Annotated in this window: 14 protein-coding genes and 1 pseudogene; 10 read left to right on the forward strand and 5 right to left on the reverse strand. The window is 70.1% G+C overall.

Annotated features, from left to right (window positions below; genetic code table 11):
- The first annotated feature begins 1 nt into the window (after window position 1).
- The 10 genes from ispF to QWY76_RS13660 all read left to right on the forward strand — a co-directional run bounded on the left by ispF (window position 2) and on the right by QWY76_RS13660 (window position 8,780).
- Window positions 2-490, forward strand: coding sequence for a 2-C-methyl-D-erythritol 2,4-cyclodiphosphate synthase (gene ispF / locus QWY76_RS13615; protein ID WP_290311857.1), 489 nt, complete (start codon window positions 2-4; stop codon window positions 488-490).
- Window positions 483-1,601 (forward strand): tRNA pseudouridine(13) synthase TruD, encoded by a 1,119-nt coding sequence (truD, locus tag QWY76_RS13620; RefSeq protein ID WP_290311827.1) that lies wholly within the window; start codon window positions 483-485, stop codon window positions 1,599-1,601. The genes ispF and truD overlap by 8 nt, the downstream gene beginning before the upstream one ends.
- A complete protein-coding gene (gene surE, locus QWY76_RS13625) occupies window positions 1,576-2,322 on the forward strand; it encodes a 5'/3'-nucleotidase SurE (RefSeq protein WP_290311828.1) in 747 nt (248 codons plus the stop codon). The genes truD and surE overlap by 26 nt, the downstream gene beginning before the upstream one ends.
- On the forward strand, window positions 2,309-2,974 hold the full coding sequence (locus QWY76_RS13630) for a protein-L-isoaspartate(D-aspartate) O-methyltransferase (RefSeq protein ID WP_290311829.1): 666 nt from the start codon (window positions 2,309-2,311) through the stop codon (window positions 2,972-2,974). The genes surE and QWY76_RS13630 overlap by 14 nt, the downstream gene beginning before the upstream one ends.
- Window positions 2,971-3,948, forward strand: coding sequence for a DUF368 domain-containing protein (locus tag QWY76_RS13635; protein WP_290311830.1), 978 nt, complete (start codon window positions 2,971-2,973; stop codon window positions 3,946-3,948). Before QWY76_RS13630 ends, QWY76_RS13635 begins: the two co-directional genes overlap by 4 nt.
- Window positions 3,941-5,092: a peptidoglycan DD-metalloendopeptidase family protein gene (locus tag QWY76_RS13640; RefSeq protein WP_290311832.1), complete on the forward strand. Its 1,152-nt coding sequence runs from the start codon at window positions 3,941-3,943 to the stop codon at window positions 5,090-5,092. Before QWY76_RS13635 ends, QWY76_RS13640 begins: the two co-directional genes overlap by 8 nt.
- Window positions 5,093-5,210: 118 nt before the next feature.
- A complete protein-coding gene (rpoS, locus tag QWY76_RS13645; protein ID WP_290311834.1) occupies window positions 5,211-6,200 on the forward strand; it encodes an RNA polymerase sigma factor RpoS in 990 nt (329 codons plus the stop codon).
- A gap of 205 nt (window positions 6,201-6,405) precedes the next feature.
- Window positions 6,406-7,527, forward strand: a complete 1,122-nt coding sequence (alr, locus tag QWY76_RS13650) for an alanine racemase (RefSeq protein WP_290311835.1) — start codon at window positions 6,406-6,408, stop codon at window positions 7,525-7,527.
- Window positions 7,528-7,587: 60 nt separating this feature from the next.
- Window positions 7,588-8,490 carry an LpxL/LpxP family Kdo(2)-lipid IV(A) lauroyl/palmitoleoyl acyltransferase gene (gene lpxL, locus QWY76_RS13655; protein ID WP_290311836.1) on the forward strand — a complete coding sequence of 301 codons (903 nt, stop codon included), beginning with the start codon at window positions 7,588-7,590 and terminating at the stop codon, window positions 8,488-8,490.
- Window positions 8,491-8,624: 134 nt separating this feature from the next.
- The gene (locus tag QWY76_RS13660; protein WP_290311837.1) at window positions 8,625-8,780 is read left to right on the forward strand and encodes a DUF1328 domain-containing protein; all 156 of its coding nucleotides are present in this window, start codon (window positions 8,625-8,627) and stop codon (window positions 8,778-8,780) included.
- 204 nt (window positions 8,781-8,984) lie between these two features.
- On the opposite strand, the pseudogene QWY76_RS13665 reads toward QWY76_RS13660, so the two are convergent.
- The 5 genes and pseudogenes from QWY76_RS13665 to QWY76_RS13685 all read right to left on the reverse strand — a co-directional run.
- Window positions 8,985-10,121 (reverse strand): annotated as a pseudogene (locus QWY76_RS13665) (DUF2254 domain-containing protein); the annotation flags it as partial.
- A 130-nt stretch (window positions 10,122-10,251) separates the two neighbouring features.
- Window positions 10,252-11,913: an energy-dependent translational throttle protein EttA gene (gene ettA / locus QWY76_RS13670; RefSeq protein ID WP_290311838.1), complete on the reverse strand. Its 1,662-nt coding sequence runs from the start codon at window positions 11,911-11,913 to the stop codon at window positions 10,252-10,254.
- Between the two features lie 106 nt (window positions 11,914-12,019).
- Entirely contained in the window at window positions 12,020-12,223 is a 204-nt protein-coding gene (locus QWY76_RS13675; RefSeq protein ID WP_290311839.1) for a PA3496 family putative envelope integrity protein, read from the reverse strand.
- A gap of 189 nt (window positions 12,224-12,412) precedes the next feature.
- Window positions 12,413-12,847, reverse strand: coding sequence for a PAS domain S-box protein (locus tag QWY76_RS13680; protein WP_290311840.1), 435 nt, complete (start codon window positions 12,845-12,847; stop codon window positions 12,413-12,415).
- A 108-nt stretch (window positions 12,848-12,955) separates the two neighbouring features.
- The gene (locus QWY76_RS13685; protein WP_290311841.1) at window positions 12,956-14,269 is read right to left on the reverse strand and encodes an MFS transporter; all 1,314 of its coding nucleotides are present in this window, start codon (window positions 14,267-14,269) and stop codon (window positions 12,956-12,958) included.
- Between the last annotated feature and the right edge of the window lie 45 nt (window positions 14,270-14,314).

The following is a 14,314-nucleotide window of genomic DNA, read 5'->3' on the forward strand; positions in this document are numbered from 1 at the left end:
GATGCGAATCGGCCACGGCTTCGATGTGCACCGCTTCGGCGAGGGCGACCACCTGATGATCGGCGGCGTCGCCATTCCCTTCGGCCATGGCTTCATCGCCCATTCCGACGGCGATGTGCTGTTGCATGCGATCTGCGACGCCCTGCTCGGGGCCTGCGCCCTGGGCGATATCGGGCGCCACTTCCCGGATAGCGACCCGGCCTGGGCCGGTGCCGACAGCCGCGCCCTGCTGCGTCGGGTGGTGGGGCTGGTCGGTGACGCCGGCTACCGGGTCGGCAACCTCGACGCCACGCTGATCGCCCAGGCGCCACGGCTGGCGGGGCATGTCGCGGCCATGACGGCGAACCTCGTCGAGGACCTGGGCGTGGCCAATGGCGCGGTCAACGTCAAGGCCACCACCACCGAGCGACTGGGCTTCACCGGGCGCGGCGAAGGCATTGCCGCCGAAGCGGTGGTGCTGCTGGTCGCCCGGGAGACCGCCCATGGCTGAGGCGATCCGCTGGCCACCGCACTGGCCCCGGGTGCTCGACGCCCGCTTCGGGGCACCGCGGCCGGGCGCCTATCGTGCCCGTGCGGAGGACTTCCGGGTGGAGGAATGCCTCGGCTTCGCCCCCGAGGGGCAGGGCGAGCACCTCTGGCTGTGGGTGGAGAAACGCGACCTGACCACCGCCATGGTCGCCAGGCAACTGGCGCGGGCCTGCGAGGTCGCGCCCCGGGCGGTCGGCTATGCGGGAATGAAGGACCGCGTGGCAGTGACCCGCCAGTGGTTCTCGGTGCACCTGGCCGGCCGCGAGGCGCCCGACGACCTGGCGGCGCGGCTCTCGGAGATGCCCCTCGCGCTGCTCGAGGCCAGCCGCCACCCGCGCAAGCTCAAGCGCGGCGTGCACCGCGCCAATCGCTTCCGCCTGCGCCTGACCGGCGAGGCCCTGGCCGACCCGGAGCTGCCCGCGCGCTGGGACTGGCTGTGCCGCCATGGCGTCCCCAACTACTTCGGCCCCCAGCGCTTCGGCCCCGAAGGGCGCAACCTGCAGCGCGCGGTGAGCGTGCTGGCGCGGGGCTGGCGCAAGCGCGACGACCGCGACGGCATGCTGCTCTCGGCGGCACGCAGTTACCTGTTCAATACCCTGCTCGCCGGGCGCATCGTCGACGGCAGCTGGGCGACCCCCCTGCCCGGGGAGGTGGTGATCCTCGACGGCTCGAGCAGCCAGTTCGTCGCCGAGACCCTCGAGGCGAGCCTCGTCGAGCGTGCCGAGCGCCTCGACCTGCATCCCAGCGGCGTGCTCTGGGGGCAGGGGCGCTCGGTGGCCCGGGGCGAGGCGCTGGCCCGGGAGCAGGCGCTGGCCGAGGCCTGCCCCGCGCTCTGTGCAGGGCTCGAGCGGGCCGGCGTGCGCCTGGCGCGCCGGGCGCTGCGCCTGCGCCTGGAGGCCCCGCGGCTCGAGCCCGGCGAGGACGAGGCCTGGCTGTCCTTCACCCTGCCGCGGGGCGCCTTCGCCACGGCGGTGCTGCGCGAACTGGTCGCCCACCCAACCCTGAGTTTTCAATCGCCCCCGCGGGGGCCAGAGCAAGGAGCCGCGGATGCGTCGACTGCTGCTGTCCAATGACGACGGGGTCCATGCCCCGGGCCTGCGGGCCCTGCATGATGCCCTCTCTGCCCATTCCCGGCTGCGCGTGGTGGCTCCGGACCGCGACAAGAGCGGGGCCAGCAATTCGCTGACCCTGACCCGGCCGCTGGCCCTGACCGCCCTCGAGAACGGCTTCTACAGCGTCGACGGCACCCCGGCGGACTGCGTCTACCTGGGGGTCAACGGCGTGTGGGCAGAGCGTCCCGACCTGGTGATCTCCGGGATCAACCACGGCGGCAACCTGGGCGATGACGTGCTCTATTCCGGAACCGTGGCCGCGGCCATGGAAGGGCGCAATCTGGGCATGACCGCCATCGCCATGTCGCTGGTGGGCAACCGCCACTTCGATACCGCCGGGCGCGTGGCGGCGAGCCTGGTCGGTGCCGCCGACCAGCTGTCGCTGCCGCCGCGCAGCCTGCTCAACGTCAATGTGCCGGACCTGCCCTGGACGGAGCTGCGCGGCTTCCGCGTGACCCGGCTCGGCTACCGCGGTCCGGCGGCCCAGCCGATGGAGGTGCAGGACCCGCGGGGGCGCAAGCGTTACTGGATCGCGCCGGTGGGCGAGAACGCCGACGATGGCCCCGATACCGATTTCGCCGCCGTGGAGGCCGGCTTCGTCTCCATTACCCCGCTGCAGACCGACCTGACTCGGCATGCGGCCCGTGACGACGTGCAGGACTGGCTGGATGCGCTCACCTGATCTCCGGGGTGTCGGCATGACATCCCAGCGAACCCGCGACCGGATGGCCGAGCGCCTGGCCCGCCAGGGCATCGGCGACCGTCGCGTGCTGGAGGTGATGGCCGGCGAGCCACGTCACCTCTTCCTCGACGAGGCCCTGTCCCACCGGGCCTACGAGGACACCTCGTTGCCCATCGGCCATGGACAGACCCTGTCCCAGCCGTGGATCGTGGCCCGCATGACGGAACTGGTGATCCAGGAGGCGCCGCAGAGGGTGCTGGAGATCGGCACCGGCTCGGGCTACCAGACCCTGGTGCTGTCGCGGCTGGTCACGGAACTCTGGTCGGTGGAGCGGATCAATGCCCTGCACCGTCGCGCGGGGGAGCGGCTGCGGCTGCTCGGGGTGCACAATGCCCGCCTGCGGCTGGCCGACGGCGGACACGGCTGGCCCGAGGCGGCTCCCTTCGCGGTCATCCTGCTCACCGCCTGTGCCAGCGAGTTGCCGATGCCGCTGCTCGCCCAGCTGGCCGACGGCGGCGTGATCATCGCCCCCGTGGCGGGCAAGGACGGCCGCCAGTGGCTGATGCGGATTCGGCGCCGCGGGGATCAATTCGAGAAACAGCGGCTGGAACCGGTGCGCTTCGTGCCGCTGCTGGAAGGAGTCATTCGTTGAAGCGTCATCTTGAACTCGTGCTCAAGGGCGCCGGCATGGGTGCCGCCGATGCGGTGCCGGGCGTCTCCGGCGGTACCATCGCCTTCATCACCGGCATCTACGAGGAGCTGATCCACACCGTCAAGCAGTTCGGCCCGAGCGCGCTGGGTGCCTGGCGGCGCGGAGGCATGGCGGCGCTGGCGAGGCATCTCAACCTGGCCTTCCTGCTGCCGCTGCTGGCCGGCATTGCCGCCAGCCTGGTCAGCGTCGCCCACCTGGTGGTGTGGTTGATGGAGGTCCAGCCGCGGCTGCTCGATGGCTTCTTCTTCGGCCTGGTGGCCTCCTCGGCACTGGTCGTCGGACGCCATCCCGCCGACTGGCGCTGGTGGCACGTGGTGCCCCTGGGGGTCGGCCTGCTGCTGGCCTACGGCCTGCCGTCGCTGATGCCCCTGGTGGCAGGGATCGGCAGCCCCGACCTGGTGCTGGTGGTGGGCGGTGCCATCGCCATCAGCGCGCTGCTGTTGCCGGGGGTCTCCGGCAGCTTCCTGCTGTTGACCATGGGCCTCTACGGCACCGTGATGGAGGCCATCCGCGGCTTCGACCTGGCGCTGATCGCGACCTTCGGCGGGGGCTGCCTGATCGGCCTGTTCGTCTTCTCGCGGGTGCTGTCCTGGTTGCTGGATCATTTCCACACCGCCACCCTGCAGCTGTTGCTGGGGTTCATCCTCGGCTCGCTGCCGATGCTCTGGCCGTGGCGGGAGCTGGTACGCTACCAGCTCGCCCCGGGCGGCCAGATGATCCCCCTCGATTACCGTTACCTGACCCCGGGCGACTTCAGCGCGGTGACCGGCGAGCCTGCCCAGCTGACGGCCGTGGTGGCCCTGATGCTGACCGGTGCCGCCCTGGTGTGGCTGGTCGGTCGAACCAATCGTGGCGCTGGCGCGCCGGCGCGCCCTGGCGCACTCAAGGACAAGGAGGAAGGCTCCGATGCATAAGGTATTGCTGATTTCCGGGCTGGCCCTGACGCTGGCCGGCTGCGCCGCGTCCCAGCAGAAGGCGCAACCGCAATCGGTCCGGGTCCAGGACCTGTCCACCGAGCGGGCGACAGCCACTCCCGCGAAATACACCGTCCAGGCCGGTGACACCCTCTATGGCATCGCCTGGCGGCATGACATGGACTATCGCGACCTGGCCCGGATGAACCGTATCGGCCCGCCCTACCGTCTCCAGCCCGGCCAGACCCTGGTGCTGGGCGGCGAGGGTCGCCCCGAGGGCGAGGCCGCCGGTTCGACCGGGAGCGCCGATTCTGGTGCCGTGGCCACCGGCCTCGGCGCCGCCGAGGGCGCCGCCGAGGGCGACGACGAGTCACTGGACTGGCTGCTGCCCGATGCCCCCGACGACGCCTCGGCCGATGCCGGTGGCCAGGCCGAGGCGGACGCGGAGGCCAGCGCGCCGGCGTCGGCCGAGGCAGGCGACGCCGCCGGGGGGAGCGACGGCCCCGGGCCGGTCTATGACCGTGAGAGCCCCGGCGCCGACGGCACCCTGAGCGAGGCCGACCAGGCCGAGCGTCGCGCCCGGGAGGCCGCGGCGTCGGCCGAGACGAGCGAGACGGGCAGCGACGGCGCCGCCCGGTCACCCGAGGCGGCCACGACCCAGCAGCAAGCGGCACCGGCCGCCGAGGCCAGCGAGGAGGCCGATGCGGGCGCCAGCGTGGCCGGCGAGCCGGAGGCGCCGGCCAGCGAGCCACGGCGTTACACGCCGGTGGATGAGGTGCCCTGGCAGTGGCCCGTCGAGGGCGAGGTCGTCGGCACCTTCGGCGAGGGGGGCAGTGTCACCGCCGGCATTGATATCGACGGTCAAAAGGGGCAACCTGTCAAGGCAGCCGGTCCCGGCATCGTGGTCTACGCCGGCAACGGCGTCAGGGGCTACGGCAACCTGATCCTCCTCAAGCACAACGACCAGTTCCTGAGCGCCTATGCCCACAACGACAGCCTGAGGGTGAAGGAGAACGACGTGGTCGAGGCCGGCGAGGTGATCGCCACCATGGGAGACAGCGACGCCGAGGATGTCAGGTTGCACTTCGAGGTGCGCAAGGACGGCCAGCCGCAGGACCCACTCGAGTTCCTGCCGAAGCGTTGAATGGATGGGGCGTGGAAAGGCGCGATACCGCACGAAAAGCAGCATATAATTACAAATCTTAACATCGATCGTTGGGGGCATGATCCGGTGCCCCGTAGCAGACATGGGGTAGCAATCGATGAGCATGCTTGAACGGGACCTGCAGGACGTGGATCTGGACACGGCCGCCGAATCGGACGAGGCCGCCGAGGAGGTCGAGCTGGAGGCGGGGGCGGCCGACGACAGCGACGAGGCCTTCGAGAAGGCGCTGAGCAAGGAAGATCGGCACTACCATCACAGCCTGGACGCCACCCAGATCTACCTCAACGAGATCGGCTTCTCGCCGTTGCTGACGCCGGAGCAGGAGGTCCACTTCGGGCGCCTGGCGCGCAAGGGCGATCCCGCCGGGCGGTCGCGGATGATCGAATCCAACCTGCGGCTGGTGGTCAAGATCGCGCGACGCTACCTTAACCGCGGCCTGACCCTGCTCGACCTGATCGAGGAGGGCAACCTCGGCCTGATCCGCGCGGTGGAGAAGTTCGACCCCGAGCGCGGCTTCCGCTTCTCGACCTACGCCACCTGGTGGATCCGCCAGACCATCGAGCGGGCGCTGATGAACCAGACCCGCACCATCCGCCTGCCCATCCACGTGGTCAAGGAACTCAACATCTACCTGCGGGCGGCCCGCGAGTTGACCCAGAAGCTCGACCACGAGGCCACCGCCGAGGAGATCGCCGACTACCTCGACAAGCCCGTGGAGACCGTCAAGAAGATGATGGGGCTCAACGAGCGGGTCTCCTCGGTGGATTACCCGGTGGGCAGCGAGAGCGACAAGCCGCTGATCGAGACGCTCACCGACGACAACGACCTGGGGCCGGAGTCGACCCTGGTGGACGGCGACGTCAAGCAGCACGTCGATGACTGGCTGGCCGAGCTCACCGACAAGCAGCGCGAGGTGGTGGTGCGCCGCTTCGGCCTGCGCGGGCACGAGGCCTCGACCCTGGAGCAGGTGGGCGAGGAGATCGGCCTGACCCGCGAGCGGGTCCGCCAGATCCAGGTCGAGGCGCTGAAGAAGCTGCGGCGCATGCTCGACAAGCAGGGACTGGACCTGGACGCCATCTTCGAGTAGCGGGCGCGCCGACGCCGATCAGGAAAAGCCAGGACCGCGTCCTGGCTTTTCGCGTATGGGGACGACCTTTCGGTTTTTTGCTATAGATCTAGCCCATAACTCTACTTGATGACAAAAGTTTGGCGAAATTCGCCATGAAATGGCGAACAATCTGGAAAATAATAGTCGGCCTATCTTCCCAGACGACCCTTCCCGGAGTGCCCCCATGGCCCGTCCCCTGCGTGCCGATATCGACCTCGACGCCCTGCGCCACAACTACCGCCTGGCCCGTGACCTGGCCCCCCGCAGCCAGGCGCTGGCGGTGCTCAAGGCCGATGCCTACGGCCACGGCCTGGTGCGCTGCGCCCGGGCCCTCGAGGGGCTGGCGCCGGCCTTCGCCGTGGCCTGCCTCGAGGAGGCGCTGGCGCTGCGCGAGGGCGGGATCGAGGCGCCGATCGTGCTGCTGGAGGGCATCTTCGCCGCCGAGGAGCTGGCGCTGGTCGAGGCCCAGGGACTGTGGATGGCCGTGCACAGCGACTGGCAGGTGGATGCCCTGCTGGCGTATCGTCCGGCGCGGCCGATCCCGGTCTGGGTCAAGGTGGATTCCGGCATGCACCGCCTGGGCTTTCCCCCCGAGCGCCTGGCCGAGGTCTGGGCGCGACTCGCCGCGGCCCCCGAGCGGGCCTGCGAGCTGCACCTGATGAGCCACTTCGCCACCGCCGACATCGAGGACAGCGCCGACTTCCGCCGCCAGTCGGCGCTGCTCGAGCGGCTCGCCGCCGAGCTCGGCGCGCCCACCTGCCTGGCCAACTCCCCGGCGACCCTGGCGCGGCCGGAGAGCCACGGCGCCTGGAACCGCCCCGGGGTCATGCTCTACGGCAGCGACCCGCTGGAGACCCCCAACGCGGCCAGCCGGCGGCTGGCCCCGGTGATGACCCTGCGCTCCGAGGTCATCGCCGTGCGGGAGCTGCCCGCGGGCGAGCCGGTTGGCTATGGCGGGCGCTGGCGGACCCCGCGGCCCTCGCGCATCGGCGTGGTGGCCTGCGGCTATGGCGACGGCTACGACCGCCATGCCGCCGACGGCACGCCGGTGCTGGTCGATGGCCGGCGCACCGGGCTTGCCGGCAAGGTCTCCATGGACATGCTGACCGTGGACCTGACCGACCTGCCCGGGGCCGATATCGGCAGCGAGGTGGTGCTGTGGGGGCGTGCCGGCGACGGCAGCGTGCTGTCGGTGGACGAGGTGGCCCGCCACTGCGCGACCATCAGCTACACCCTGCTCTCCGGGGTGCTGCCGCGGGTCCCCAGACGGTATCATGGCGGTCCGTCGGGGACAGACCCCCATTGAGATCCCGTCAATCAGGAGCCTTGCCATGGACAGGTGTCATCGAGGGGGGGCTGACCCCCAATGAGCCAGCCCAACTTCGCCCATCCCCGCTACTGGTCCACCTGGCTGGCCATCGCCGCCATGCATCTCGGCGCCTGGCTGCCCTGGCGCCTCAAGCTGTGGTTGGGCAAGGCGATCGGGCTGGCCGCCTGGCGGTTCGCCAGCCGGCGTCGGCATATCACCGAGACCAACATCCGGCTGTGCTTCCCTGAACTCGATGCCGACCGGCAGGCCGCGCTGGTCCGCGAGAGCTTCATCGCCAACGGCATCGGCCTGCTCGAGACGGCCACCGGCTGGTGTCGCGATCCCGAGCACCTGCGCCATCGGGTGACCTTCCAGGGCCAGCAGCACATGGCCCGGGCCCAGGGGCAGGGCCGGGGCGTGCTGATCATCGGCATCCACTTCTCCACCCTGGACCTGGGCGGTGCCCTGCATTCCCTGTTCTTCCCCGCCGACGTGGTCTATCGGCCCCACGACAACCCGTTGTTCGAACGCTTCATGACCCGGGCCCGCAGCCGGATCTTCGGTCGGGCCATCGATCGCCACGACCTGCGCGGCGTGGTGCGCCGCCTCAAGGCCGGGCATAACGTCTGGTACTCGCCGGACCAGGACTTCGGCCGCGACGCCAGCGTGTTCGCCCCCTTCTTCGGCATCGAGGCGGCGACCATCAAGCTCACCGCCAAGATCGCCCGCATGACCGGGGCCCCGGTCATGCCGCTGATCTTCCACCGCAACCCGGATGGCCGCACCTACACCCTGGAGTACCTGCCGCCCCTGGCGGACTTCCCGTCCGGCGACGAGGTGGCCGATGCCGCGCGCGTCAACGCCGTCATCGAGGCCGCCATCCGGCGCCACCCCGAGCAGTACCTGTGGCTGCATCGGCGCTTCAAGACCCGGCCACGCGGGGAGGCGAGGCTCTACTGAGTTTCCGCCTCGCGGCCTGTCGGCGCGCGTGAGTCGCGTGGGGCCGGAATTGACGATTGCACGCGAGTCGACGAGGCTTCGAGGAGCGGCGCCGCTCAAGGCGTCGCCTCGTGCCCTCGGGGAAGGAGCTAACCATGCTAGGCAATGCCGTGATCTTCCTGATTATTGCCATTGTCGCCGGGGTGCTGGGATTCGGTGGCATATCAGGCATCGCTGCGACCATCGCCCAGATCCTGTTCATCCTGTTTCTGGTGTTGTTCGTGGTGTCGCTGATCCGCGGGCGGCGCTGACGCCTGCCGGCCGTCACCGATCCTGGACAGGCGGGGGGGCAGGTCGAGTCGATGCTCGCCCGTGGCCAGGCGCGCATCGATGAACTCCCGGTCCAGCGGATGGTCGGCGCCGCGGGCCAGGGTCTCGACCACCCGCTCGGCGAAGGCCTGCAGCGCCTGCCGCTCGGCGTCGCCGGCGAACAGCGACAGGCTCTTCACCGCCTTGAGCAGCCCCAGGGCGATGCTCTGATCGTCGGCCCCATAGTGCAGGATCGGCGTGAACAGCCGGTGCAGCAGGTCGTCGAAGCCTTCCAGTGGCCAGGTCACGCGCCGTTGCCCCGCCTCGTCCAGCAGGGTATTGCTGGGCTGCCAGCGCAGGCGGTGGCCGAGCAGGTCGGTCAGGCGATGCACGCACAGTCTGGCGGTGCCGGGATCGTGGATGCCCGGCGACAGCGCCTTGACCGCCATCTCCATCAGCTGGGTCAGGCCGTGCACGTAATGCTCGGCCACCGATTCCCCCTCCAGGTAGCTCAGCGTGGCCCGCGCCGAGCGGCACCAGTCGTCGCTCGGCGCCGTGGCGGCCTCGATATGCAGGATCGGCAGGCCCTGGACCACATAGTCGCCGAAGCGGAAGTTCAGGTGCACCACGCCGTCGAGGCGGCCGGCCAGCCGGGCCAGGGCGGCGAGATCGGCGTTCTGCAGGTAGCCGGCGCGGCGGGCGCGGATGACATGCCGGCCAGCGGGGGACGACGGGGTCGGCTGGTGGTGCCACCGGTCGCCCCGCTGGCGCGCCTGTAGGGCCCTCAGGGAGGCGAGCGTCGAGCGGTGCAGTTCGGAGGCCACGGCATCGACCTGGATCGACTGCGAGGCGTCGTGGATGAAGAAGACGTAGAGCGCCAGGCAATGGATGACCATGCCGCAGGCCAGGTAGATCGCCAGGGAGCGCCATAGCGCCGCCTGGTCGGGACTGCCGGGCGCGATCAGCAGCATCAGGATGAACAGGATGGTGCCCAGGTAGTGCCCCAGCACCCACTGCCGGGGCCGCTCGGTGACCAGCCCGAACACCAGCTTGTGGGAGAACTGGCCGCCGGCCTGGGACAGCACGGACATCACCATCGAGAAGCTGAACACTACCAGCGAGATCATCCCGCCGAGCAGGGCGGCGAGCAGGGTGGTGGTCTCGTCAGGGGCGTCCAGGCGCAGGCCGAGCAGCAGGCCAGGCATCTGGTTGTCGACCAGCGGCGGCAGCAGGGCCAGCCAGCCCAGTCCCCAGTAGCCCAGGGCCAGCAGGGTGGGCAGGTAGGCGATGCTCTTGCGGAAGGTCTTGAGCGCGCGAATGGGCCAGAAGAGCGAGGCGGACATGGGCGAGTTCCAGGCGGACCGTCCTGTTCTTATGGCCGCTGTGGCGGCGCACGGCAAGTCTCGCCACCAACGCAAGCGCCCCCTGGCCCGGAAGGGGGCCAGGGGGCGCGACGGTGCAGGACGGCGAGGCTCAGGCGTCGATGCGCTTGTACTTCATGCGATGCGGGGTGTCGTCGCCCACCCGCTTCTTGTGGTCGGCCTCGTACTCCGTGTAGTTGCCCTCGAAGAACTCGACGTGGGACTCGCCCTCGAAGGCGAGGATATGGGTGGCGATGCGGTCGAGGAACCAGCGGTCGTGGGAGATCACCAGGGCGCAGCCGGGGAAGGCCAGCAGGGCCTCCTCCAGGGCGCGCAGGGTCTCGATGTCCAGGTCGTTGGACGGCTCGTCGAGCAGCAGCACGTTGGCGCCCTGCTTGAGGGTCTGGGCCAGCTGCAGGCGGCCACGCTCGCCGCCGGAGAGATCCGAGAGGCGCTTCTGCTGGTCGTTGCCCTTGAAGTTGAAGCGACCCACATAGGCCCGCGACGACACCTCGTAGCCGTTGATGTTGAGGATGTCCTGGCCGTCGGAGACCGCCTCCCAGACCGTCTGCTTGTCATCCAGGGCGTCGCGGAGCTGCTCGACATAGGCGATGTCGACGGTCTCGCCCTTGACCACCTCGCCGCTGTCGGGCTGCTCGGTGCCGTTGATCAGCTTGAACAGCGTCGACTTGCCGGCGCCGTTGCCGCCGACGATCCCGACGATGGCCCCCGGCGGCACGGTGAAGCTGAGGTCCTCGTAGAGCAGCTTGTCGTCGAAGCGCTTGGACACGCCATGGAACTCGATGACCTTGTCACCCAGGCGCGGACCGGGCGGGATATAGATCTCGTTGGTCTCGTTGCGCTTCTGGAAGTCGCCGGACTGCATCTCCTCGAAGCGATTGAGGCGCGCCTTGCTCTTGGCCTGGCGGCCCTTGGCGTTGCTGCGCACCCACTCGAGCTCGTGCTTGATGGCCTTCTGGCGCGAGGCCTCCTGCTTGGCCTCCCGCTCCAGGCGCTTCTCCTTGGCCTCGAGCCACTGGGAGTAGTTGCCCTCGAAGGGGATGCCCTCGCCGCGGTCCAGCTCGAGGATCCAGCCGGCCACGTTGTCGAGGAAGTAGCGGTCGTGGGTGATGGCCACCACGGTGCCGTTGTAGTCGTGCAGGAAGCGCTCCAGCCAGGCCACCGACTCGGCGTCCAGGTGGTTGGTGGGCTCGTCCAGCAGCAGCATGTCGGGGCTGGAGAGCAGCAGGCGGCACAGCGCCACGCGGCGGCGCTCGCCGCCGGAGAGGTTGCCCACCTGGGCCTCCCAGGGCGGCAGGCGCAGGGCGTCGGCGGCGACCTCCAGCTTGCGCTCCAGGTTGTGGGCGTCGGCGGCCTCGATGATGTTCTCCAGGCGCGCCTGCTCGGCGGCCAGGGCATCGAAGTCGGCGTCCGGCTCGGCGTAGGCGGCATAGACGCCGTCGAGCTTCTCCTGGGCCTCCTTGATGGCGCCCAGCGCCTCCTCCACGGTGTCGCGGACGTTCTTGGCGTCGTCGAGCTCGGGTTCCTGGGGCAGGTAGCCGACATTGATGTCGGGCATCGGGCGGGCCTCACCCTCGAACTCGGTGTCGACCCCGGCCATGATCCGCAGCAGGGTCGACTTGCCGGCGCCGTTGAGGCCCAGCACGCCGATCTTGGCACCCGGGAAGAAGGACAGCGAGATGTCCTTGAGGATCTGCTTCTTGGGGGGCACGACCTTGCCCACCCGATTCATGGTGTAGACGTATTGCGCCATGGAATCTCACTAGTGTTGGAGGTTCGGGATTGCAGGAATCGGTGGTCCCCGATGATAGAGGCCGGAAGGGGGAAAGGCCAGTACCGTCCCTGGTCGGCCGGCGGGGCTACTCCTCTTCCTCGTCCAGGGCCCAGTCGTCCTCGATGGCACGTCTCAGGCGACGTTCCTCCAGCAGGCCCTCCAGGCGCCGTCGGGCGCGCAGCTTTTCGGCGCGGCTGGCCGGGCGGGCACGCCGATAGTCGTCGTCATTGACGGCGTCGTCGTGGTCTTCCTCGTCGTAGAAGTCGTCGTGAAGGGAATCGGGGCGCATGCGAAGTCCTCCCATGGCCAGGTGCCGCTCGCGGCGAGCGGCGCATCCAAGCGTTGCCCCGCACGTCGCGAGGCCTCAACCGGCGCCGGAGATAGGCGCCTGACGGCTATATAAGACGGGAAACGCGAAAGCGCAACCCCCGGGCGGGCATGTTTTTTCCGCGCGGGGAGAAGAGGGTGGGGAGGCGGCTCAGGACAGGCCGTGTTCGGCCTTCAGGCGCTCGAGTTCCTGCTGGGCCTCGACGCGCTCGGTGACGTCCTTCTGGACGCCGATGTAGTAGGTCAGGTTGTCGTCCTCGTCGTAGAGGGGCGTGATCGAGAGCTCGTTGTAGAACAGGGTGCCGTCCTTACGGTAGTTGCGCAGCACCTCGCGACAGGGGCGGCCCTCCTCGAGCGCCTGGCGGATGATCTCCAGCGCCGGCTGGTCGCGGTCCTCGTTCTGCAGGAAGCGACAGTCGCGGTAGAGGATCTCGTCGGCGCTGTAGCCGGTCAGGCGCTCGAAGCCCTGGTTGACGTAGATGAGGATGTTCTCGTCGCCTTCCTGCTCGGCGACCACGATGCCATCCGCCGAGGCATCGACGATGCGTTCGAGCAGTTCCGGGCTGATCAAGGGGGATCGTTTCATCAGGGCGTTCCTGTCGCGGTGCCTGTCATGGTGCCGGCCGCTTCGCCGGCTCCCTGTTGCGAATCATCATGGCCAGCCGGGCGCGGGATTTCAACGCCCGGCGCGGCGCTACTCCACCTCGGGCAGCCGCCGGGCGCTGGCGGCGGCGGCCAGGCCGGTGGCCGCCAGCACCGCCAGCAGCGCCGCGGGGCCGAGCCACTGGGCCAGGGCGCCGACCAGGCCGCCCACCGCCAGCATCAGCCCCCCGGTCAGGGTGTTCGACAGCGCAACGTAGAGCGCCCGGTCCTCGGCCCCGGCCATGTCGACGAGATAGGTCTTGCGTCCCAGGCGGACGCCGGAATGCACGATCACCAGCAGCGCATAGACCAGCGCAAAGGGCCAGACGCTCTGGGTCCAGGCCGCCGGCCACCAGGCGAACAGCGCCCCGAGCAGGCAGCAGGCCGCGGTGCCGAGCCCGCCGTCGCGCATCACCGTACGGCTCGAGGCATCGGCGCGCTTGCCCCAGACGGGGCTGGCCAGCATGCCGGCCACCCCGGAGACGACAACCAGCACGCCCAGGCCGCCGAGGGCCGCGCCGCCCTGCCGCTGGCCGAGCAGGGCGACATAGGGCAGGGCCAGGGCGCTGGCCAGCAGCAGCGCCCGGGACAGGTTGAAGTGCAGGAAGGTGCGGTCCTCGCGCAGCAGCCGCAGGCCGGTGCGGATCGCCGACCAGGCGTTCTCGCCGCCCTCCATGGCCCCGGGGGTCTCCCGGATGCGCGCCGCGCACAGCGCGTTGACGGCCCAGCCCAGGGCGGCGACCGCCAGCAGGCCGGCCAGGGCCAGCTCCCCGGGGCGGTCCTCGAGCAGCATCAGCACGCCACCGGCGGCGAGCGTCGCGGCGCCGGCCAGGCCGCCGCTCCAGCCCATCAGGGTGCCGCGGCGCCGCTTGGCGATGGTCTTGCCCATCACGTCCTTGGTGGCGATCGACGACAGCCCGCGGGCCAGCGACAGCGCCACCAGCACGCCGAGCACCAGGGCCCCGCCGAGGCGGCCATCGCCGACCAGGGCCAGCACGGCCAGGGCCGCGGCGGCCAGGGCCTGGAGGAGGCCGCCGGCGACCCAGGCCCACTTGCGGACCGGTCGGCCGCGGATCAGGCCGGCCACGAACAGCTGGGGCAGCAGGGCCCCGGCCTCGCGGATGGGCACCAGCAGGCCGACCATCCACAGCGGCGCGCCGATCACCCCGAGCAGCCAGGGCAGCACCAGCCGGGCACTGGCGAGCTCGTCGGCGAGCTTGTTGCCCAGCGCGGCCCAGAGATGCAGGAAGAAGTTGCGCGGCTGCTCCCGGCAGGCCGCCTCGGGGATGTCGCGGCACATCCGGCTGTCCTCCTCGCCGATGAGCCACTCATAGAGGCGGGACTGGCTGATCTCGGGCTGGGCCATCGAACCTCCCTGGCGGTATCATGGTGGGATCATTCTTGCGGCAGG

It is taken from the genome of Halomonas maura (assembly GCF_030409305.1).
Taxonomy (GTDB): domain Bacteria; phylum Pseudomonadota; class Gammaproteobacteria; order Pseudomonadales; family Halomonadaceae; genus Halomonas; species Halomonas maura.